17 protein-coding genes are annotated in these 20,628 nt (G+C 56.5%); 13 read left to right on the plus strand and 4 right to left on the minus strand.

Features of this window, described 5'->3' with window-relative positions; translation table 11 throughout:
* Window positions 1-9 precede the first annotated feature (9 nt).
* The 9 genes from ACT3R7_RS14550 (at window position 10) to ACT3R7_RS14590 (ending at window position 12,020) form a co-directional block, all read left to right on the plus strand.
* A complete protein-coding gene (locus tag ACT3R7_RS14550; RefSeq protein WP_496199266.1) occupies window positions 10-3,165 on the plus strand; it encodes an efflux RND transporter permease subunit in 3,156 nt (1,051 codons plus the stop codon).
* Between the two features lie 317 nt (window positions 3,166-3,482).
* Entirely contained in the window at window positions 3,483-5,375 is a 1,893-nt protein-coding gene (edd, locus tag ACT3R7_RS14555; RefSeq protein ID WP_192539094.1) for a phosphogluconate dehydratase, read from the plus strand.
* Window positions 5,372-6,340 (plus strand): glucokinase, encoded by a 969-nt coding sequence (gene glk, locus ACT3R7_RS14560; protein ID WP_193092470.1) that lies wholly within the window; start codon window positions 5,372-5,374, stop codon window positions 6,338-6,340. The genes edd and glk overlap by 4 nt, the downstream gene beginning before the upstream one ends.
* A 60-nt stretch (window positions 6,341-6,400) precedes the next feature.
* Entirely contained in the window at window positions 6,401-7,363 is a 963-nt protein-coding gene (locus ACT3R7_RS14565; RefSeq protein WP_193092469.1) for a carbohydrate kinase family protein, read from the plus strand.
* Between the two features lie 139 nt (window positions 7,364-7,502).
* Window positions 7,503-8,222, plus strand: coding sequence for a FadR/GntR family transcriptional regulator (locus ACT3R7_RS14570; protein WP_192539097.1), 720 nt, complete (start codon window positions 7,503-7,505; stop codon window positions 8,220-8,222).
* Between the two features lie 88 nt (window positions 8,223-8,310).
* Entirely contained in the window at window positions 8,311-9,459 is a 1,149-nt protein-coding gene (dgoD, locus tag ACT3R7_RS14575; protein ID WP_193092468.1) for a galactonate dehydratase, read from the plus strand.
* Window positions 9,460-9,462: 3 nt separating this feature from the next.
* On the plus strand, window positions 9,463-10,488 hold the full coding sequence (locus ACT3R7_RS14580; RefSeq protein ID WP_441675582.1) for a 2-dehydro-3-deoxygalactonokinase: 1,026 nt from the start codon (window positions 9,463-9,465) through the stop codon (window positions 10,486-10,488).
* 42 nt (window positions 10,489-10,530) lie between these two features.
* The gene (locus tag ACT3R7_RS14585; protein WP_192539099.1) at window positions 10,531-11,139 is read left to right on the plus strand and encodes a 2-dehydro-3-deoxy-6-phosphogalactonate aldolase; all 609 of its coding nucleotides are present in this window, start codon (window positions 10,531-10,533) and stop codon (window positions 11,137-11,139) included.
* On the plus strand, window positions 11,136-12,020 hold the full coding sequence (locus tag ACT3R7_RS14590; protein ID WP_193092467.1) for an SMP-30/gluconolactonase/LRE family protein: 885 nt from the start codon (window positions 11,136-11,138) through the stop codon (window positions 12,018-12,020). Before ACT3R7_RS14585 ends, ACT3R7_RS14590 begins: the two co-directional genes overlap by 4 nt.
* Before the next feature lie 104 nt (window positions 12,021-12,124).
* Here ACT3R7_RS14590 and ACT3R7_RS14595 read toward each other — a convergent pair whose 3' ends face one another.
* The 4 genes from ACT3R7_RS14595 to zwf form a co-directional block, all read right to left on the minus strand.
* Window positions 12,125-13,720, minus strand: coding sequence for a solute:sodium symporter family transporter (locus ACT3R7_RS14595; RefSeq protein ID WP_018917426.1), 1,596 nt, complete (start codon window positions 13,718-13,720; stop codon window positions 12,125-12,127).
* Between the two features lie 211 nt (window positions 13,721-13,931).
* Entirely contained in the window at window positions 13,932-14,594 is a 663-nt protein-coding gene (locus ACT3R7_RS14600) for a bifunctional 4-hydroxy-2-oxoglutarate aldolase/2-dehydro-3-deoxy-phosphogluconate aldolase (RefSeq protein WP_018917427.1), read from the minus strand.
* A gap of 35 nt (window positions 14,595-14,629) precedes the next feature.
* Window positions 14,630-15,295: a 6-phosphogluconolactonase gene (pgl, locus tag ACT3R7_RS14605; protein WP_193092466.1), complete on the minus strand. Its 666-nt coding sequence runs from the start codon at window positions 15,293-15,295 to the stop codon at window positions 14,630-14,632.
* 1 nt (window position 15,296) lies between these two features.
* A complete protein-coding gene (gene zwf, locus ACT3R7_RS14610; RefSeq protein WP_193092465.1) occupies window positions 15,297-16,802 on the minus strand; it encodes a glucose-6-phosphate dehydrogenase in 1,506 nt (501 codons plus the stop codon).
* 326 nt (window positions 16,803-17,128) lie between these two features.
* Between zwf and ACT3R7_RS14615 the strand changes: the two genes are divergently transcribed.
* The 4 genes from ACT3R7_RS14615 to ACT3R7_RS14630 all read left to right on the plus strand — a co-directional run.
* A complete protein-coding gene (locus ACT3R7_RS14615; protein ID WP_193092464.1) occupies window positions 17,129-18,619 on the plus strand; it encodes a TrkH family potassium uptake protein in 1,491 nt (496 codons plus the stop codon).
* 102 nt (window positions 18,620-18,721) lie between these two features.
* Window positions 18,722-19,777: a sensor histidine kinase gene (locus tag ACT3R7_RS14620; RefSeq protein WP_319643938.1), complete on the plus strand. Its 1,056-nt coding sequence runs from the start codon at window positions 18,722-18,724 to the stop codon at window positions 19,775-19,777.
* Complete coding sequence (locus ACT3R7_RS14625) at window positions 19,770-20,486, plus strand: response regulator transcription factor (protein WP_193092462.1); 717 nt, start codon at window positions 19,770-19,772, stop codon at window positions 20,484-20,486. Before ACT3R7_RS14620 ends, ACT3R7_RS14625 begins: the two co-directional genes overlap by 8 nt.
* Window positions 20,483-20,628, plus strand: a 146-nt coding sequence (locus tag ACT3R7_RS14630) for an NAD-binding protein (protein WP_496199267.1), incomplete at its 3' end; no start/stop codon positions are given. The genes ACT3R7_RS14625 and ACT3R7_RS14630, both read left to right, overlap by 4 nt.

Here is a 20,628-nt window from a genome sequence, read left to right on the forward strand (position 1 = left end):
GGGGGCCGCATGGATATTGCAAAACGTTCGATCGAGAAACCGATCAACACGTGGCTGATTGTGGTGATCTGTCTGCTGGGCGGCATCTGGGGATTCAATACCGTTGGCAAGCTCGAAGACCCCTCCTTTACCATTCCTTACGCCATCATCAATACTCCTTACCCCGGCGCAACCGCCGAAGAGGTGGAAGAAGAGGTTACCGAGCGCCTGGAGCGCGCGATTCAAGAGATGGAGCAGCTCGACGTGCTCGACTCCAAATCGCTGCCGGGCCGCTCGGAGATTCAGGTCGAGATCCAGGACAACTACGGCAGCAACCAGTTGCCGCAGATCTGGGACGAGCTACGCAGCAAGGTCAACGATGCCCAGTCTGACTTGCCTCAGGGGGCTCTTGCATCTCAGGTGAACGACGACTTTGGCGAGGTATACGGGCTGTTTTACGCCGTCACGGCCGAAGGGTTCTCCGCCCGGGAAGTGCGCGATATCTCGACATTTCTTCAGCGCGAAATACTGGCCGTGCCGGGAGTAGCCCGGGTCACCACCGCCGGCGAGCGCGAAGAGAGCATCTACATCGATATCTCCAATGAGCGGCTGACGACGCTGGGCATTCCCATCGAGCAGGTCATCAACACCATCCAGACCGAGAACGCTGTGGAAGATGCGGGCACGCTCAGAACGGGCGATCGACAGGTGCGCCTGGTGGCGCGTTCCAATATCGATAGCACGACGCTTCTGGAATCCATCCGCATCGGCCGACCCGGCACCACTGAGCAGGTCGCGCTTGCCGATATCGCGACGATCTACCGTCAGCCGTCCGATATTCCCGACCACATCATGCACTATAACGGCGAGCCAGCGTTTACTTTGGGCATCGCCGGTATCGCCACTGAAAACATCATCGAAATCGGCGAGGCGGTAGAAGCACGCATGGAGCAGCTGCAAAGCCGGATTCCTCTCGGCGTGGAGCTGCATCCGCTTTACGAACAGCACAACGTGGTCAACGACGCTATCAATGACTTTCTGATCAACCTGGCCATGTCGGTGACCATCGTGATCGCGGTGCTGTGTCTGGTCATGGGTTGGAAGGTCGGCGTAGTGGTCGGCAGTACGCTGCTGCTGACCGTGCTGGGCACGCTGTTTGTCATGGGTATTTTCAATATCGAGATGGAGCGCATATCGCTGGGCGCGCTGATCATCGCCATGGGCATGCTGGTGGATAACTCCATCGTGGTGGCCGAAGGCATGGTCACCAATATCAAGCGCGGCATGAAGGCCAAGCGCGCAGCAAGCGCTGCCGCCAAACGCACTCAGATACCGCTATTGGGCGCCACGCTGATCGGCATCATGGCCTTCGCCGGCATTGGCCTCTCAAGCGATGTGACCGGGGAGTTCATGTTCTCCCTGTTTATCGTCATTCTCGTTTCATTAATGCTGAGCTGGCTGCTGGCACTGACCGTGACCCCACTGTTTGGCTACTTTCTGCTGCGCAAGAAAGGTGAAGAGAAAGACGAAGAGCAAGACCAAGACCAAGACCAAGACCAAGACCAAGACCAAGACCAAGAAAAAGACCCAGGCGAGGAAAGCAGCGAACAGCGCGACGAAGACAACGAAGACCGCGGCTACGGCGGGATTGTCTATCGCACCTACCGGATGCTGCTGCTGGCGGCGCTTAAACTGCGCATTATCACCGTGACGGCTCTGGTGGTACTCACCGGGGTGTGCATGTGGGCATTCACATTGGTGCCGCAGTCGTTCTTTCCAGACTCCAGTACGCCGCTTTTCTTTATCAATTACGAGTTGCCCCAGGGCACGGATATCCGCGCAACGATTCGTGATGTTGGCGAGATTGAGGCATATATTCTCGAACACGAGGACGAGGTGTCCGTGGCAAGCTTCGTGGGCCGGGGGGCGACGCGCTTCATGCTTACCTACTCCCCGGAGCAGCCCAATACCGGCTACGCGCAGTTCATCATTCGCACCAACGAACTTGACGCCATCGACGCGCTCGACCGGGAGTTTTACAAGGAGCTAAACGAGCGCTATCCCAACGCCCAGGTGCGCACCCAACGGCTGCAGTTCGGCCCGGGCGACGGCGCGGATATCGAAGCACGCTTTCAAGGCCCCTCGGCCGAGGTGTTGCGTGAGCTGGGTAACGAGGCCCGCCGGCGCATGGCGGCCAACCCGCTGTTGATCGATGAACGTATCGACTGGCGCCAGCAGGAGCTTGTCGTGGCGCCGATCATCAACGAGCAGCGCGCGCGTATTGCCGGCGTTACCCGCGAAGATATCGCCCAGACACTGCAGTTCGCCTCCTCCGGCATTCGCGCGGGCACCTACCGCGAGGGCGAGCACTTGATTCCCATCATCGCACGCGCCCCCCAGGCCGAGCGTGATGATGTGGCGCTTTTACGCGACCGCCAGATCTACAGCGAAGCACAGCAGCAGTTCGTGCCGATCACCCAGGTGGTCGACGATTTTGAAATACGCGCAGAGGAAGCGCTGATTGAGCGGCGCAACCGCGTGCGAACCCTGACGGTCGGCGCCGAGCCCGACAAGGGCTATACCGCCGCCCAGGCATTTGATGCCGTGCGCTCGGAAATCGAGGCTATCGAACTGCCGCCCGGCTACACGCTTGAGTGGGGTGGCGAGCACGAGAACTCGGGCGATGCCCAGGCGTCGTTGGGCGAGCAGCTCCCGGTAAGCTTCTTGATCATGGTACTCACCTCGATTCTGCTGTTTGGCAAGCTTAGGCAGCCGCTGATCGTATGGCTGGTGGTGCCCATGTCAGTATGCGGGGTGGTGATTGGGCTTTTAATCACCGGCCTGCCCTTCTCGTTTACCGCATTGCTCGGCATGCTGAGCCTTTCGGGCATGCTGATGAAAAACGCCATCGTCCTGGTGGACGAGATTGATGAACAGATACGCTCGGGCACCGCGCGCTTTACCGCTCTGGTGGATGCCAGCATCAGCCGTTTGAGGCCGGTCTTTCTGGCCGCGGGCACGACGATACTGGGCATGATTCCGCTTTTATGGGATGCATTCTTCAACAGCATGGCCGTAACCATCATGGGCGGTTTGCTGTTTGCCTCTATATTGACCTTGATTGCCGTTCCCACGTTTTATGCGATGTTCTTCAAGATCAAACGCGACGAAGTGGAGAGCCGATAGCCTTATGGGGCGGCATTGCCTGAGAGAGCACCGGCATACGCTATACTAGGTTTCATTCAGAGGCCTACGCTGGGCTAACCACGTGAAGTGCACTGCACGTGGTTAGCTTTTAATGAGCAAGACGTTCTTTTACCAACTGTCTTTACCAGCTGTTTTTATCAACTGTCTTACCAACCGTTTTTATCAACCGTTTTTATCAACATAGAGTAATAAAACTACGCGATTGGTTCTGTTACGCTTTTAAAACTCTTAATTTCGCGCATTAGTATGTAAAATAACTACACAAATCGTGCCGTTTCTATCATGCAGAGGTCCTTATGCCGAGCCCAACACCTGCTACGTTAAATACCACCGTCGCCGAGGTTACTCAACGTATACGCGAGCGTTCCCGGCAGCGGCGTGCGCTTTACGAAGCGCATATGGCCGACCAGCATAAGCAAGGCGTGCACCGTGGTGAGCTTTCCTGCGGAAACCTGGCGCACGGCTTTGCCGGTTGTGACGTACCTACCGATAAAGGCCGCCTCAAGTTAACCAATAGCGCCAACGTGGGCATCGTATCGTCGTATAACGATATGCTGTCAGCCCATCGGCCCTTTGAAGATTACCCCGCGGTTATTAAAGAAGCCGCCCGGGGAATGGGTTCAACCGCCCAGTTTGCCGGCGGCGTGCCCGCCATGTGCGACGGCGTGACCCAGGGCCAGCCCGGCATGGAGCTATCGCTTTTCTCCCGCGATGTGATTGCCATGGCAACAGCCGTCGCGCTTTCCCACAACATGTTCGATGCGACGCTGTATCTGGGGATCTGCGACAAGATCGTGCCTGGGCTATTTATTGGTGCCGCGCGCTTTGGCCATCTACCGGCCATCTTTGTGCCTGGCGGGCCGATGACGACCGGCCTGCCCAACGATGAAAAAGCCCGGGTGCGCCAGCTCTATGCGGAAGGCAAGGTTGGCCGAGACGAACTGCTGGAGGCCGAATCCCAGTCGTACCACAGCCCTGGCACCTGCACCTTCTACGGCACCGCCAACTCCAACCAGCTGATGATGGAAATGATGGGCCTGCACCTGCCCGGCGCGTCGTTTGTTAACCCCGGCACACCTTTGCGTGAAGCACTCACCCGCTACGCCACCGAGCAGGCGATTCGCAATACCGAGCAGAGCGGCAACTATCGCCCGTTCTACAAGCAGATCGACGAACGTGCCATCGTCAATGCCATGGTCGGCCTGCTGGCCTCCGGCGGCTCTACCAACCATACCTTGCACCTGGTCGCCATGGCGGCGGCGGCGGGTATTACCATCAACTGGGATGACTTCACCGAGCTTTCAGCGGTAGTGCCCAGCATGACGCGTATCTACCCCAACGGCCAGGCGGATGTGAACCACTTCCAGGCGGCCGGCGGCATGAGCCTGCTGATTCGCGAGCTGCTTCAAGCCGGGCTTATGCATGGCGACATTCCTACGGTGTTTGGCACCGACATGAGCGCCTACACCCAGGAGCCTTTCCTTGAAGACGGCAAGCTCACCTGGCGCGAAGGGCCTGAATCAAGCCTTGATTCAGAGGTACTCCGCCCGGTCAGCAATCCCTTCTCACCCACCGGCGGGCTTACCGTGCTGGACGGCAACCTGGGTCGGGGCGTGATCAAGATTTCCGCCGTCAAGCAGGCCCACCGCGTGGTAGAAGCGCCGGTTCAGCTGTTTGATGACCAGAATCAGGTCAAAGCGGCGTTTGAATCCGGCCAGCTGGATCGCGATGTGATCGTCGTGGTGCGCTTCCAGGGCCCTAAAGCCAACGGCATGCCCGAACTTCACAAGCTCACGCCGTTTTTGGGCGTGTTGCAGGACAAGGGCTTTAAAGTTGCCCTGGTCACCGATGGCCGTATGTCGGGCGCATCGGGCAAAGTGCCTGCCGCCATTCATGTAACGCCGGAGGCGGTTGATCGCGGGCCGTTATCCAAGCTTCAGGATGGCGATATCGTGCGCCTGGATGCCGAAACCGGCGAGCTTAACGTGCTGGTGGATGCCGCCACGTTCAATGCCCGCCCCTGTGCACAGGTCAATCTTGAACACAGTCACTTCGGCATGGGCCGTGAACTATTTGGCGGCTTCCGCCACCTGGCGACCAAAGCCGAAGAAGGCGCCGGTGTGTTTGGCGGCTTCGAAGCCGAAGTGCTGTCGCGCGAGCTTGAAAAAATTGAGCAGGAGGACCAATGAGCCGACCCGCTCTCATTGGCGATATCGGGGGAACTAACGCTCGTTTCGCGTTAGTAACCCCGGGGCAAACGGCCCCCCAGCAGATTATCAATTTGCCCTGCGCCGACTATCCAGGTGTGGTTGAAGCTGCTCAGGACTACTTAAGTCAGGTGGGCGCTACCGGCAATAACGCGCCCACCGAAGCCTGTTTGGCGTTTGCCTGCCCGGTACACGCCGAGCAGGTCAAAATGACCAACAACCACTGGCAGTTTTTAAAAAGCGAGGTTCAGCAGGCGCTGAACCTGTCACTTTTTAAGGTCATTAATGACTTTACTGCACAGGCGCTCGGCATTCCCCACGTGCCTGAACAGGATCTAGTGGAAGTAAAGGCCGGCACCACCCAAGCGCATGCCTCGCGTTTGGTGATCGGCCCGGGTACAGGATTGGGGGTCGCGGGCGTATTTCCTGGGCTGCACGCCTGGGTCCCGCTACCTACGGAAGGCGGCCACGTGACGTTTGCGCCCACCGACACCTACGAGCGTAAGCTGCTTGATGAGCTGCACAAGCACTATTCACGCGTAAGTGTAGAACGCATGCTGTGCGGTCAGGGAATCGTGGATCTTTATGCCGCGCACTGTGCCCTTGATGGCGTAGCGTCAGGTTTTACCACCGCGGCCGAAGTCACTCAGGCCGCTAACCAGGGTGATGAAATCGCTTGCCGGACGCTGCTGCGGTTTCTAAAAATCCTGGGCGATGTATGTGGCGACGCAACGCTGACCATGGGCGCGCGCGGCGGGGTTTATCTATGTGGCGGCATCATTCCCCGCCTGCTGGACTGGCTGCCGAAAAGCGAACTCTGCAGCGCGTATATCAATAAAGGCCGCATGGGTTCCTATAACGCTGATATCCCCATATGGGTCGTCACCGCTCCCTGGACCGGTTTATTGGGCGCGGCCGAAGCGTTGCACAACGAAGAAGTGTTTTAACACCCAGGTCAACACCGAATATCTATCGTCTAATAACTAATATAACAACAAGGAACGCCCATGATTTCTGTGATTACCTTTGGCGAAGCGCTCGTCGATATGCTCTCTAGTCGCCTGGGGGATACACACGATCATCAGGAAACCTTCACCCCCTACGCTGGCGGCGCACCCGCTAATGTGGCGGTTGCCTGTGCTCGCCTGGGAGTACCCAGCTGTTTTTTAGGCATGGTGGGCGATGACACGTTTGGCCACTTTCTGATTCGCGAACTTGATAGTCACGGCGTCAATACCCACGGCGTTGTGCTGACCAAAGCAGCCCGTACGGCGCTCGCGTTTGTCTCACGTGATGCTCAGGGCGAGCGCACCTTTGATTTCTACCGCCCACCGGCTGCCGACCTGCTCTACCGCCTTCATCATTTGCCGCCAGGGGTATTTGAAAAACCGGCCATTGTTCACCTATGCAGCAATAGCCTCACCGACCCAGAAATTGCCGAAACCACTCTTGCTCTGGCAAAAATGGCCAAGCAGTCGGGCTGCCTGGTTAGCGTGGATGCCAACCTGCGGCATAACTTATGGGCAGATGCCGCGGCCGATACGGGCTTGGTGACCCAGCTTTTAGACACTGCCGAGCTGCTTAAGGTATCTCTTGAGGAGGTTGACTACCTGCGCGGCGAGCAGACTCAGGATGCGTGGCTGGCTCAGCGCCTGGATGCTGGCGTAAAGGTCATTCTTATCACTGACGGCCCGAATGACGTTGTGCTCAAAAGCGCCGCCCTCGGACAGCGCATTGCGCCGCCCAGCGTACAGGCCGTCGATACAACAGCAGGTGGCGATGCCTTTATTGGCGGCCTGCTGGCAGAGCTCTCCCAATATGGAATTGCACACGGCTGGCATGAAGATCATGCCTTCCTAAACGCGGCGGTAGCGTTAGCCTGCCGCTGCGGCGCGCACGCCGTTACCCGCCCGGGCGCCTACGCCGCCTTGCCTACCCAAACAGATATTGACGCACTGCGGGCGCTTTAAAGCGCCCTGTCTAGACCGACCGTTCATAACAACTGTTCCTAACCACTTGCAGCTCTTTGCATACCAACTTTCGTCTGCTTGTTAAAATGTCAGACATTTAATAAGCTCTAGGCATGATCGTCATTTACTGAGACATGCCATGACGCTAGATGCCTTACCCTCCCACCCCGGTGGGGCTGAAAACCTGGCACGCCTACTCGCCAGAGCACTGCTAGCCGGGCACTGGCAGCCCGGTGACCTGTTTCCCAAAGAGTTGGATATAGGCAAACATTTTGTCGTTAGCCGCAACCAGGTGCGTAATGCGTTAGCCAGCTTAACGGCTACCGGCCTTTTAGAGCGCACGGCAGGCCGCGGCACGCTGGTACGTGAGATGGGTGAATGGCACCTGCTTGATCCACTGATGAGTGAGTGGATGACGGGACTGGTCAACCTGGACCCTCAGCTGGTACGCGCGATTTACGCGTTTCGCTTTTCAGCCGAGCCTACCGTTGCCGGCTTAGCGGCCCAAGCGGCAAGCGCGGAGGATATCGCCCGGCTTGAAGCGGCCTTTGAAGGCATGCGCCGCTCGGCAGGCAACCCTGACGCTCGTGCCCAACATGCTGAATATGACGTTGCCTTCCATGACGCCACTTACCGCGCCACCCACAACCTGGTCTGGCGGCAAATGGGGCATTTACTGCGCCCTTCTATCATGGCGCTGGTGCACCGCTCACAGCACGATATCAAAACGCTGGACGACAGCCTGACGCGCCATCGCCACGTGCTGGAAGCCATTAAAGCCTGCGATGCTCACGCCGCCGAGACTGCCGCCCGCGAGGTGTTGCGGCGTACCGCTATTGATCTCGGCATTGTCAGTTAATGATGGCTATCCCATTACTTAATTATTCGCCAATAACCAACTCATAAATAACTATTTCGCTAATGACGCTTTAAGAGGACAGCTAAACATGAAAATTACCCGCTTGAAGACCTGGCAAGTACCGCCACGCTGGCTATTTCTTAAAATTGAAACGGATGAAGGCTGCTACGGCTGGGGCGAACCGGTAATAGAAGGTCGCGCGGCCACGGTTGAAGCCGCAGTGCATGAGCTTTCCGACTACCTGATCGGCCAGGACCCGCACCGTATCGAACATCTCTGGAACACGCTTTACCGCGCCGGTTTCTATCGTGGCGGACCTATTTTAATGAGTGCCATAGCGGGTATCGACCAGGCCCTTTGGGATCTGAAAGGACGTGATCTGGGCGTACCCGTCCACCAGCTACTAGGCGGCGCGGTACGCGACAAAATGCGTATGTACGCCTGGACCGGCGGCGACCGCCCAAGTGACGTAGGCGCAGGCGCCAAGGCACTGGTCGAAAAAGGCTTTACCGCCTTCAAGATGAACGGCACGCCTGAAATGCAAATCGTCGACTCGCACCGCAAGGTTGATGAAGCCGTAGCCCGGGTTCGTGAGGCGCGCGATGCCGTTGGGCCTGATGTGGGTATCGGCATCGATTTTCACGGCCGCGTTCACCGCCCCATGGCCAAGGCGCTACTGCGGGAGCTTGAGCCGTTTCATCCCATGTTTGTCGAGGAACCCGTCGCACCGGAGCACCTGCCGTGCTTGAAAGATATTGCCGGCGGGCTGGGCTATCCCCTGGCGACCGGTGAGCGCTTGCATACCCGCTTTCAGTTCCGCGACCTACTCCAGGACGGCATGATCGATATTATCCAGCCCGATATTTCCCACTGCGGCGGTATCAGCGAGGGGTTAAAGATTGCCGCACTCGCCTCCGCTTATGACGTTGCGCTCGCCCCCCACTGCCCGCTGGGGCCGTTGACGCTTGCCGCTTCTCTTCAGTTGGATGCCGTGAGTCACAATGCGTTTATCCAAGAGCAAAGCATGGGCATCCACTATAACCAGGGCAACGATGTACTGGATTATCTGGTGGATAAAACGGCCTTGAGTATCACCGACGGCTTCTGCGCCATTCCCCAAGGCCCGGGCCTGGGCGTTGAAATTGACGAAGCCTTTGTGGAAGAGCGTGCCAAAACCGGCCACCGCTGGCGCAACCCGGTATGGACCCACGAAGATGGCTCAATTGCGGAGTGGTAATCCATGCAATCCACAGAAACTAACTCCACAAAAGCTAACTCCATAGAAACTAGCGCCGCGGAGATGACTAACGAGCAGAGCCGTCCGCTTGCCTGGGTGGCGGTTGACTGGGGCTCGAGCAATCTGCGCGCCTGGGGGATGGATCAGCAAGGCAACGTTATTGCCCAAAGCAGCAGCGATAAAGGCATGCTCTCGCTTAAACCCGACGAGTACGAAGCTGAATTGCTGCGCCTGATTAGCCCCTGGCTGCCTACAAGCAACGGGGTAGAAGTGATGGTTTGCGGCATGGCGGGCGCCCGACAAGGCTGGCAGGAAGCGGCCTACCTACCGGTGCCCACGCCTTTGGATCAGCTCAGTCAAGGGGCCGTCATACCCACCCTGACAGGCAGCCAGCTACGCGTTTATCTGCTGCCCGGATTAAGCCAGTCTCGCAGTGGTTCGCGGCATTTCGATGTGATGCGCGGCGAAGAGACCCAGCTTGCGGGCCTGGTGGCCGATACGCCTGAATTTTCCGGCCTTGCTTGCCTGCCGGGCACCCATTCCAAATGGGCAACCCTGGACTCGGGTGCGGTAACTCAGTTCACCACCTACCTTACGGGTGAACTCTATCAACTGCTGGCCAACCAGTCGGTTCTCAAGCACTCAATTGGAAACGATGCGCTAAATGACCCCGCCTGCCGCGCGGCGTTTATTGGCGCGGTGAGCGAAGCACATGCCGCGCCCGAAACGTTTAGTAGCTGCCTCTTTGGGCTGCGCGCGCAGGATTTACTCGACGGCGAGTTGCCTGTGGGCAAAACGCGGGGAGCGGTGCTCGCGGCTAGGCTTTCGGGGCTCGCCATCGGCCTTGAGCTATCCGGTGCCTGCCAATCACGCCCAAGCGATGAGCCGATCACCCTGATAGGCAATCAGGCCCTTTGCCAGCGCTACACCATGGCGCTCAATGCTATCGGCTATCAGACACACTATTTGGATGGCGACACCGCCGTATTGGCAGGCCTTAAGCTTGCCCATCAGGCGCTGCCACACTAAGGCCGTCTTCTTGATGCTAACGGATAATGGAGAGATTGTGCTATGACGTTACCTTTGATCGGTATTTTACGCGGTGTAACGCCCGATGAAGTCGTTGAGATTGCTCGCGCGGTGCTTGCCGCAGGCATTACGCAGATTGAAGTGCCCCTCAACTCTCCAGACCCGTTAGAGAGCATTCGCCGCCTGGTAGATGCCGTTGGCGAGCAAGCGGTGATTGGCGCGGGCACCGTACTCACGCCCGCGCAGGTGCGCGATGTGCATGCTGCTGGCGGGCGCCTGATTGTCTCGCCAAACTGCCGCCCCAGCGTGATTGAAGAAACCCATCGACTGGGTATGGCCAGCTGGCCGGGCATTGTCACACCTTCAGAAGCGTTCGATGCGCTGGAGGCTGGTGCCACGGGCCTAAAACTATTCCCGGCCGTTCAGGTAGGTCTTGAGGGCATGAAAGCGGTGCGCGCCGTGCTACCCAGCGACACGCTGCTGTATGCCGTGGGCGGCGTGGGTATCGATAACTTTGCTACCTGGCAAGCGGCAGGCGTGGATGGCGCCGGGCTGGGCAGCGCGCTATACAAACCAGGCCAAACGGCGTCTCAGGTAAGCCAACAGGCACAGGCGCTGGTCGCCGCCTGGAAAGCAGGAGCCAATGCATGAATATCTCCACCTGGCAGGCCGAACTTAGCGTAGATTCACGCTGCGAGCTAGGGGAAGGCCCTCAGTGGCATGCCAGCAGTGGGCGGCTTTACTGGTGCGATATCCTGGGCAAACGACTTCACTGGCACTCCCCCGCTACGGCGGAGAGCGGTCATTACCTGCTGGATCAAAAAGTCTCGCTTGCCGCCCCGCTTGACGATGGTGGCCTGCTGCTGGTCGGTGAGCATTCATTGACGCGCTTCGAGCCTGATAGCGGCACAGCCACTCACTTTGCCGATTTTGAAGCCGACAACCCCGTTACGCGCAGCAATGATGCGCGGGTTGATCGCCATGGCAGCCTGTGGCTTTCCAGCATGGGCAAGCAGGCCGAGCCTAATGCGGGCAGCCTCTACCGCCTGCATCGCGGCAAGCTTGAAAAGCTACGCACCGGGCTTACCATTCCCAATGCGCTATGCTTTTCACCCGATGGTGCAGCCGCTTACTTTACCGATACACCGACCGGCATGGTGATGCGCTGGGCGCTGGATGATCAGGGCTGGCCCATTGATGACCCCGTGCCATTTGCTGATTTTTCCAACCATACCGGCAACCCGGACGGCGCCGTGATGGATAGCCAAGGCTGTCTATGGCTGGCCCTCTGGGGCGCCGGACAAGTAGTGCGCTTAAATGCACAAGGTCAAGTCATTGGCCGTATTGACCTGCCTACCAGCCAGCCCTCCTGCCCGGCGTTTGCCGGCGCTGACCTTAAAACGCTGTTTATCACCACCGCCCAAGAAGGCTTTACCCCAGATCAGCTTGCCCAAGAGCCTGACGCTGGCGCGCTCTTTTCAGTGCAACTCGATATAGCCGGGCTTGCCGAGCCGCCGCTTCGGCTTACCTAAATAACACGGCCGCTAAACCAAAAGGCCCCGCTAGCGAATGCTAGCGGGGCCTTACTTTTGGGGGTTAACAGCGATGCTTGAGCTTTTAATAGCCCGTTGGGCAATTAACCCGCAAAGCTTATATACATCACGATCACCAGCACCACCAGCACAATGCCTGCGGGTACCGCGCCTTTCCAAGGGGTCAGGTCAACATCGCCGGTGTGTTCTTGCACCCAGTCAGTTTCGCGCGGGCGCAACTTGCCAATAATCAGCATTACCGCTACTAACAGCGCAAACACCAGTGCCACAAAATGGAACTCGTGCATAATCTCTGGCAGGAGGGTAAAGGGTGGTACGAAGTAGCCTGCCGCGATCAGCAAACAACCACCCACCAGAGCAATTTTAGCCGCCATGGGAGGTACCCGCTTGGTCAGCAGACCTACCAGAACGACCGCGAGAATCGGAATAAAGTAGATCGCATTCATCTTCTGCAGATAACCAAACAGGCTATCCTGCCCGGCCAGAAGCGGTGCAATAATCATGGTAATCACCGCCATGATCCAGCCAAAGACCTTGCCCGATTTAACGACCTGCTGCTCGGTGGCATCTTTATTTAACACGCCCTTATAGATACCCAGACTGAAAATCGTCGTGGTGCTGTTAAGCGCTGAGTTAAACGAAGACAGAATGGCCCCAACCATGACGGCTGCGAAGAAGCCGGTTAAGTAAGGCGGCAACACGTTAAACACCAGATGGCCATAGGCTTCATCGGCGCGCACGCCCTGGTCGGCGTAAAGGTGATAGGCAATGATGCCCGGCAGCACCAGATAAAGCGGCCCCAACAGCTTGAAGAGCCCAGTCAACAGCACGCCCTTTTGGCCTTCCGCCAGGTTTTTGGCGGCAAAGGTGCGCTGAATGATCTGCTGGTTAGTGCTCCAGTAGAACAGGTTGATCAGAAATACCCCGGTGAACAGAGTGAAAAATGGCACCTGCTGTTCCGAGCCACCAATTGAGTTCAGCTTTTCCGGGTCGCTCTCTTTAAGGATGCTCCAGCCTTCCATAATACCCGTACCGCCACTTACCGCTTGTAAGCCGAAGTAGACGATTACAAAGCCGCCGATTAACAGCCCGATGCCGTTCAAGGTATCGGAAACCGCAACCGTTCTCAGGCCACCAAACAGCGCGTACACCGCGCCGATAATACCGACGATCCAGACCGTTAACCAAAGCAGCGTGGTAGAAGACTCGATACCGGTTAGCCCCTGCAGATCAAGCATCCCCTGCAGGCCAATAGCGCCAGAATAGAGAATGATTGGCAGCAGAATAACCGCGTAGGCAATCAGGAAAATAATATTGGTAATCAGCTGGGTGTCTTTATCAAACCGAATTTCAAGCAGCTGAGGCAGTGTGGCAATACCGCTTTTCAAAAAGCGCGGCAGGAAAAACAGCGCCAGAGCAACTAGCGCAATCACCGCGACCACTTCCCAGGCCATAACGCTTAGACCATCGGCAAACGCTGCTCCGTTAAGCCCCACCATCTGCTCGGTGGAAAGGTTGGTCATCAAGAGCGAACCCGCAATCAGCGGGAAGGTAAGCGAACGACCAGCCAGAAAGTAGCCGCTGGTACTGGAATGGTCATCACGGTGCGTAATACGCCACGTAACAAAAGCGACTAACCCTGTAAAAAACAGGAAAGACGCCAAGGTCAGCATATGCATACTAACTTACTCCATGTTGGTAAGTGGTTCACGCTCGTATGCCAAGCACGCAAAAAAAATGTCTGACATATTATATATATCCGGAGTTTAGTTGACCTGAGGATTTACGTGTTATCCGCCTTTGGTCGTAGCTAACCTCATTGATTTACACGTAAAAAAACCGGGCAGGATAAACCTGCCCGGCGGGTATTTGCATTCGAATTAAAAAGGATTAGTGGTGGAAACGCTCGGCAGCCTCTTGCGCCAGCTTGCGAATAGCGTCCCAGTCCTCTGCTTCAACCAGCTTGCTGGGTGTCAACCACGAGCCGCCCACACACATAACGTTGGGCAGCGCCAGGTAAGAGGCAGCGTTATCAACCGTGATACCGCCCGTTGGGCAAAACCTTGCACCCGGAATAGGCGCGCCGAAGGCTTTCAATGCTTTGACACCGCCGCTGGACTCCGCCGGGAAGAATTTAAAACGCCGGTAGCCGTACTGCCAGCCGGTCATTAGCTCAGACACGGTTGAAACGCCGGGCAGCATGGGCACCGGGCTTTCGATGCCATAGCGATAAAGCGCTTCGGTCGTGCCGGGCGATACCACAAAATCCGCACCCACTTCTTCAGCCTGGCGGTATTGCGCAGGAGTCAACACGGTGCCTACGCCAATGCTGGCACCGGTCAGCTCTTTCTTCATACGCTTGATCGCTTCAAGAGCACAGTCGGTACGCAGGGTAATTTCCAGTACGCTTAAGCCACCTTCGACTAAGGCTCGGCCCAGCGGCACGGCGTCTTCAAGACGCTCAATGGTAATCACTGGAATGACTTCTGCCTTGTGGCAAATGCTGTCGAGTTCGGCGGTACGGGTTGAAGGTAGCTGTTTATCAATTGACATAGTGAGTCTCCAAACAATTTGTTATTAATTGACTATTAAGGTGCCCAGTAAATAGCCAGTGGGCAGGATAAAAATGCGCGTATCGGCAGTTGCCTTACGTCGTCGCCGTTTAGGGCATTTGCCAATACGGTGCGCTTATCGTCACCGGTGATATGCAGGATATGCCGATGGGCCTGATGCAGGTGGCCAGCAGAAAAAGTAATCCGCGGCTGAGGCTGGCTGGGAGTGCGCACGGCCACCAGCGGTTCATTGGTTGACAGCGCAAGCCCCAGCTCCTGACTATCCGGAAACAGCGACGCCGTATGCCCATCGTCTCCCATCCCCAAGATGACCACGCTGGCAGGCCAGGCAAGGGATGCTGTTCGTTCGGCGACTTCCGCCACGCCCTCTTCAGGGGTGGAGGCATTTGATGTCAGAGGCACAAAATTCGCAGCCGCCGCCTCGCCCTGCAGCAAGTTCTCGCGCACCAGCTTGGCATTGCTGTCACTGCTCTGCTCGTCCACCCAACGCTCATCGGCCAAGGTAACGTCGATGCGTGACCAGGGCAGCGGCTTGGCAGCCAACGCTTTAAAAAAGGCAATCGGGGTCGAGCCACCGGAGACAATTAAAAGCACACGCTCCTGACGCTCGAGGTCTTCGCTTAATGCCTGGAAGACCGCTTCAGCGAGCTGTTCGGCAAGCTTTTGACGTGATTGGCTCATATTAATAATCCTCGTACCAGCTGCGGCCATCCTGGGTAATCATCGCAATCGAGGCCACAGGCCCCCAGGAGCCTGCAGGATAACGCCGCGGCGGGGTTTCACGGGTCTGCCAACCAGCGATCAGCTGATCACACCAGCGCCAGGCATGTTCTACCTCGTCGCGGCGTACGAACAGATACTGCTGACCCTTCATTACTTCAAGCAGCAGGCGCTCATAGGCATCCGGAATACGCGATTTAGGAAAAGCGCTATTAAAATCGAGATGCAGCGGGCCAGGGCGCAGGCGCATTCCTTTGTCCAGGCCGCTGTCTTTGGTCAGCACCTGTAGGGCGATGCCCTCTTCCGGCTGCAGACGGATGATCAGCTTGTTGGAAGCAATATCGCGCTGGTCCGGGTCAAAGATATAGTGCGGCTGCTGGCGAAAGTGAATCACAATTTGGGAAAGCTTTTCAGGCATGCGCTTGCCGGTACGCAGATAGAAAGGCACGCCCGCCCAGCGCCAGTTGGAGACCTCCGTTTTCATGGCCACAAAGGTTTCTGTCTGGCTTTGCGTATTGGCGCCCTCTTCATCCAGATAGCCGGGGACCGTCTGGCCATCGCTTGTGCCTGCAATATATTGGCCGCGTACCACATCGCGACCCAACGCCTCACCGGCAAACGGCTTCAGCGCTTTTAGCACTTTTACTTTTTCATCACGAATGGCATCCGCATCCAGGTTGGAGGGCGGGTCCATGGCAATCAGGCAGAGCAGTTGCAGAAGGTGATTTTGCACCATGTCGCGCAGCTGGCCTGCATCATCAAAATAGCCCCAGCGGCCCTCTATACCGACCTTTTCCGCCACGGTAATTTCAACGTGAGAAATATGGTTCTGGTTCCACTGGGTACCAAACAGCGGATTGGCAAAGCGCAGCGCAATCAGGTTTTGAACCGTCTCTTTACCTAGATAGTGATCGATGCGATACACCCGGGACTCGGGGAAGACAGCGCCAATGGCATCGTTAATTTCTTCCGATGAGCGAAGGTCGTAACCAATCGGCTTTTCAACCACTACGCGTGTATTGTCATCCACGCTGCCGCTTTCTTGAAGGTTGTGGCAAATATCGCCATAAATACGCGCGGCAACTGAAAGGTAAACCACCATGGGATGGTTTGCGCCTTCACGCCATTGGCGAATGGCCTCAAAACCCTTCAGCGTCGTAAAGTCGAGCTGCCGGTAATCCAGGCGATTTAAAAAACGCTCAAAGCTCTCTTCATCCAGCTCACTGCTTTTCAGCCGCTTACGCAGTGCGCCACTAACAAGCTCACGAAATTCCGCCAGATCGTGCTCCTGGCGGGCCAGCCCCATGATGCGCGTGGCTTCCGGCATCAATCCTTCACGATCAAGGTGGTATAAAGCAGGAAACAGCTTGCGCATGGCAAGGTCGCCCAGCGCCCCAAAAAGCGCCAAATCAATGGCATGATCACGGTCACCTAACGGGGCACCTGGGGAGGCATATGACTTGCTCATCTCTGCTCCTATGATTGCTGAACCACTTTGGTGGTTAGATTACCTAAAAACTACCTAATAAGCGGTAACAAAAGCAATATTAAATGTAATTTTACTACAAAAAGACCTTAATCAAATGCTCGTCTTGTAAAAACCGCCCTCACACTCACTTTACGTTTTGCACCGCGCACAAACCACCCTTTACGGGAGTAGCCAACTAATAGCACTTTTGCTCAGGCTCTGCCGACGTTTTACGAACACTCATTAGCCGGCCTTATTTTTACGTACTTTTTATACCTCGCTATGGTGTGATACTCCCGACAAGGCACTTACACAGCAGGTAACGCATGTACCTCTTAGCCCCCACGCTCTACCGTAGTCGGGAGTTATATCGACATTGGGCACCGATATTTAAAATTCTTTCAGTGCTTTGGCTGGTGCTTGCCCTGTTTATGCTGGTGCCTTGGGGTGTGCTGGTGGTGGAGCATGAGCAGGACGCGCGGGCATTTGGTATCGCCATACTGGCCGTGCTGACGACCGTTGCCTGCACCTGGTTAATAACCTTTCGCGCGCCGCTTGAACTCAAGCCCTGGCAAATGTTCATTTTGACGGTCGCCAGTTGGACCAGTATCAGCGGCTTTGCCAGCCTGCCGCTGGTGCTTGGCGCACCGCAATTAAGCTTTACCAATGCGGTATTCGAGTCCGTATCAGCGATCACCACGACCGGTTCGACGGTGATGGTAGGTATCGACACGCTGTCAGACGGTTTAAAGCTATGGCGCGGGCTAATGCAGTGGATGGGCGGCATCGGCATTATTGTGATGGGCATCGCGATTCTGCCGTTTTTGAAAGTGGGCGGCATGCGGCTGTTCCATACTGAATCCTCCGATTGGTCGGATAAGGTCATGCCGCGCACCGGCGGCATTGCGAAGGCTACGCTCGGGGTTTATGTCAGCCTGACACTGCTGGCCATGGTGAGCTACTGGTTAGGCGGCATGACGCCCATTGACGCCGTGGTGCATGGAATGACATCGCTTGCGACCGGCGGCTTTGCCAACTCCGACGCCTCGTTTGGTGCCTACGCCGACCAGCCCTGGCTACTCTGGATGGGTAGCCTGTTTATGCTAAGCGGCGCTCTTCCCTTCGTGCTCTATATCCGGTTTTTGCGGGGTTTTAAAACGGCGCTATGGCAAGACCAGCAGGTACGTGGGCTATTAAAACTTCTGTCGATCGCGATCATGGTTCTAAGCGTATGGCGCATCACCCAGGGTACGCTGGCATTTGAAGCCTTTACCCACGTTACGTTTAACGTGATCTCGGTGGTGACCACTACTGGCTACGCCTCAGATGACTACACCCTATGGGGAGCATTGCCGATCATGGCGTTTTTCTACCTGACGTTTGTAGGTGGCTGCAGCGGCTCGACGAGTGGCGGCATGAAAATTTTTCGTCTGCAAATTGCCATGCTGATGTTGCGTAACCAGCTTCATTATCTGATTCATTCCAGCGGAGTATTTACCACGCGCTATAACCAGCAGCCGGTCACCAGCGATATTTCGCGGGGCGTGATGGCCTTTTCATTTTTCTTCTTTATCACCATTGCGCTACTGGCTTTAAGCCTTGCCGCACTGGGGCTGGATTTAATCACTGCGCTTTCAGGTGCGGCCACCGCGGTTACCAACGTAGGGCCAGGGCTTGGCGATGTGATTGGCCCGGCGGGCAACTTCGCCCCGTTGCCTAGCGCCGCCAAGTGGTTTTTATGCATCGGCATGTTAATGGGGCGCCTGGAAATTCTGACCGTCATCGTGCTGCTGACACCCATGTTCTGGCGTCGATAATTTGTGATTAATAGCTGATGACTAATAGCTTATGAATAAAGGTGAACAATGATACTGCCCGTAACGCCTAGACTGCCCAATAGGCAGGAATTCCTTAGCGTAGTGATAAGCAATCTGGCTGCCTTGCTGGTCGCCTGGGGGCTGTATACCTGGCTTGCATTAGCTGACCTTTCGCTGCTTTTTTTAACCGCCGTACTGGCCTGCGCCATTCTGGCCAGCAGCTATGCCGCCCTATTAAGTGCAGTAGTGGGCTTTTTAACCTTTAACTTCTGTTTTACGGCGCCCCACTTTTCCCTGGCCGTTGCCGACCGTGAACAGCTTTTAACCCTGCTTTTTTTCCTGCTGATTGCCATTGTGGTGGGCAAGGTGGCAGGCGATAGCCGCCAACGTATGCTGGCACTCAATGCCTCCCGTCTGGCTGAAGAGCAAGAGCGGCTGCGCTCGGCACTGCTGGCGTCCGTTTCGCATGATCTGCGTACGCCGCTTGCGTCAATCATTGGTGCCGCCAGCTCACTGCGCACCCTGGATGCCCAACTGACTCAGCAGGACCGGATCGAGCTTTTAGACGGCGTGCTCAGTGAAAGCGAACGCCTTAACCGCTATATCCAGAATCTGCTGGATATGACGCGCCTGGGCCATGGCGAGTTAAAAATCGAGCGTGACTGGATTGCGTTTGACGATATTGTGGCCTCGGCGTGCAAACGCCTGGGCACAGCACTTGATCACTGCCGGGTCGAGCAAGCGTGGAGCCCGGAACTTCCGCTGCTGTATGCCCATCCCGCGCTGATCGAACAAGCACTCATCAATGTATTGGAAAACGCGGCGCGTTTTTCACCACCTAACGGCCTTATTGTGATTGCGGCCCAGCACAACGTGGATGCTCAGACGCTGCAGTTTTCCGTAACCGACCAGGGGCCAGGTATTCCGTTTGAAATGCGTCAGCAGGTGTTTGAAATGTTCTTTATCGGCAACAGCGGTGATCGCAGCCTACACGGTAGCGGCCTGGGGTTAGCCATATGCCGGGGCATGCTGGGCGCTCATGGTGGGAGCGTTTACGTTGATGAAGGATCTAATGGCCTTGGCACCCGCATTGTCATGTCGCTTCCCCTTACGGCGCCGCACAAGGCTGCTACTGACGAGGAAGCTGTGGATGAGTGATCATGGAAAAGTTCTGGTTATTGATGATGAGCCACAAATTCGTCACTTCCTGCGCATCAGCCTGAGTTCGCAAGGTTTTGAGGTAGCCGAGGCCAGCACCGGCCAACAGGGGCTGGCGTTATTCAACGCCCAGCCGACGGCTTTTGCGCTTGTTCTGCTGGACTTGGGGCTGCCCGATATGGATGGTCAACAAGTGCTGGCGACTCTTCGAAAGCGCAGCGCTATTCCGGTTATTGTCGTGTCGGTACGCGGTCACGAGGCAGAGAAAGTCCATGCCCTGGATAACGGCGCCAATGACTATGTTACCAAGCCCTTTGGTATCCAGGAGCTCCTGGCACGCATCCGCGCGCTGTTGCGCCGCCAGGCGCCACAACGTCATCCGCAGCGCTATCAGCAGGCTGGTCTAATCCTTGATACGGCGGCTTATCAAATCACGCTCAACGGCCGTGACATTCACCTGACGCCTAAAGAGTTTGCCGTGCTTGCTCAGCTGATGGCCAATGCTGGAAGAATTGTCACCCAAACCCAGCTCTTACGCGATATTTGGGGCCCCAGCCACAGGGAAGACACTCATTACCTGCGGATTGTGGTCAGCAAACTGCGCCAAAAGCTAAGCGATGACTCGCAATTCCCTACGCTTATTCAAACCGAACCCGGCATTGGTTATCGGCTCTACATCGAGCCTGGCCATGAGGATACAACTCTATGAAAATCATCATTCTCGGCGCCGGCCAGGTCGGCGGTACCCTGGCGGAGCACCTCGCCCGCGAGGAAAACGACATCACCGTGGTCGATACCGACACCAATAAACTGCGCGAGCTGCATACCAAGCTCGATATTCGCACCGTGAC

It is taken from the genome of Halomonas sp. AOP43-A1-21 (genome assembly GCF_052376775.1).
In the GTDB taxonomy this organism is placed as follows: Bacteria; Pseudomonadota; Gammaproteobacteria; order Pseudomonadales; family Halomonadaceae; genus Vreelandella; species Vreelandella colorata.

Excerpts from the sequence above, each read along its gene's own strand:
- zwf (WP_193092465.1), bottom strand. The coding sequence starts at position 16,802 with ATGAGCAAGTCATATGCCTCCCCAGGTGCCCCGTTAGGTGACCGTGAT.
- ACT3R7_RS14565 (WP_193092469.1), top strand. The coding sequence starts at position 6,401 with ATGATTTCTGTGATTACCTTTGGCGAAGCGCTCGTCGATATGCTCTCT.
- ACT3R7_RS14595 (WP_018917426.1), bottom strand. The coding sequence starts at position 13,720 with ATGCATATGCTGACCTTGGCGTCTTTCCTGTTTTTTACAGGGTTAGTC.
- ACT3R7_RS14585 (WP_192539099.1), top strand. The coding sequence starts at position 10,531 with ATGACGTTACCTTTGATCGGTATTTTACGCGGTGTAACGCCCGATGAA.
- glk (WP_193092470.1), top strand. The coding sequence starts at position 5,372 with ATGAGCCGACCCGCTCTCATTGGCGATATCGGGGGAACTAACGCTCGT.
- ACT3R7_RS14600 (WP_018917427.1), bottom strand. The coding sequence starts at position 14,594 with ATGTCAATTGATAAACAGCTACCTTCAACCCGTACCGCCGAACTCGAC.
- ACT3R7_RS14550 (WP_496199266.1), top strand. The coding sequence starts at position 10 with ATGGATATTGCAAAACGTTCGATCGAGAAACCGATCAACACGTGGCTG.
- ACT3R7_RS14590 (WP_193092467.1), top strand. The coding sequence starts at position 11,136 with ATGAATATCTCCACCTGGCAGGCCGAACTTAGCGTAGATTCACGCTGC.
- ACT3R7_RS14615 (WP_193092464.1), top strand. The coding sequence starts at position 17,129 with ATGTACCTCTTAGCCCCCACGCTCTACCGTAGTCGGGAGTTATATCGA.
- edd (WP_192539094.1), top strand. The coding sequence starts at position 3,483 with ATGCCGAGCCCAACACCTGCTACGTTAAATACCACCGTCGCCGAGGTT.
- ACT3R7_RS14625 (WP_193092462.1), top strand. The coding sequence starts at position 19,770 with ATGAGTGATCATGGAAAAGTTCTGGTTATTGATGATGAGCCACAAATT.
- ACT3R7_RS14570 (WP_192539097.1), top strand. The coding sequence starts at position 7,503 with ATGACGCTAGATGCCTTACCCTCCCACCCCGGTGGGGCTGAAAACCTG.
- dgoD (WP_193092468.1), top strand. The coding sequence starts at position 8,311 with ATGAAAATTACCCGCTTGAAGACCTGGCAAGTACCGCCACGCTGGCTA.
- pgl (WP_193092466.1), bottom strand. The coding sequence starts at position 15,295 with ATGAGCCAATCACGTCAAAAGCTTGCCGAACAGCTCGCTGAAGCGGTC.
- ACT3R7_RS14580 (WP_441675582.1), top strand. The coding sequence starts at position 9,463 with ATGCAATCCACAGAAACTAACTCCACAAAAGCTAACTCCATAGAAACT.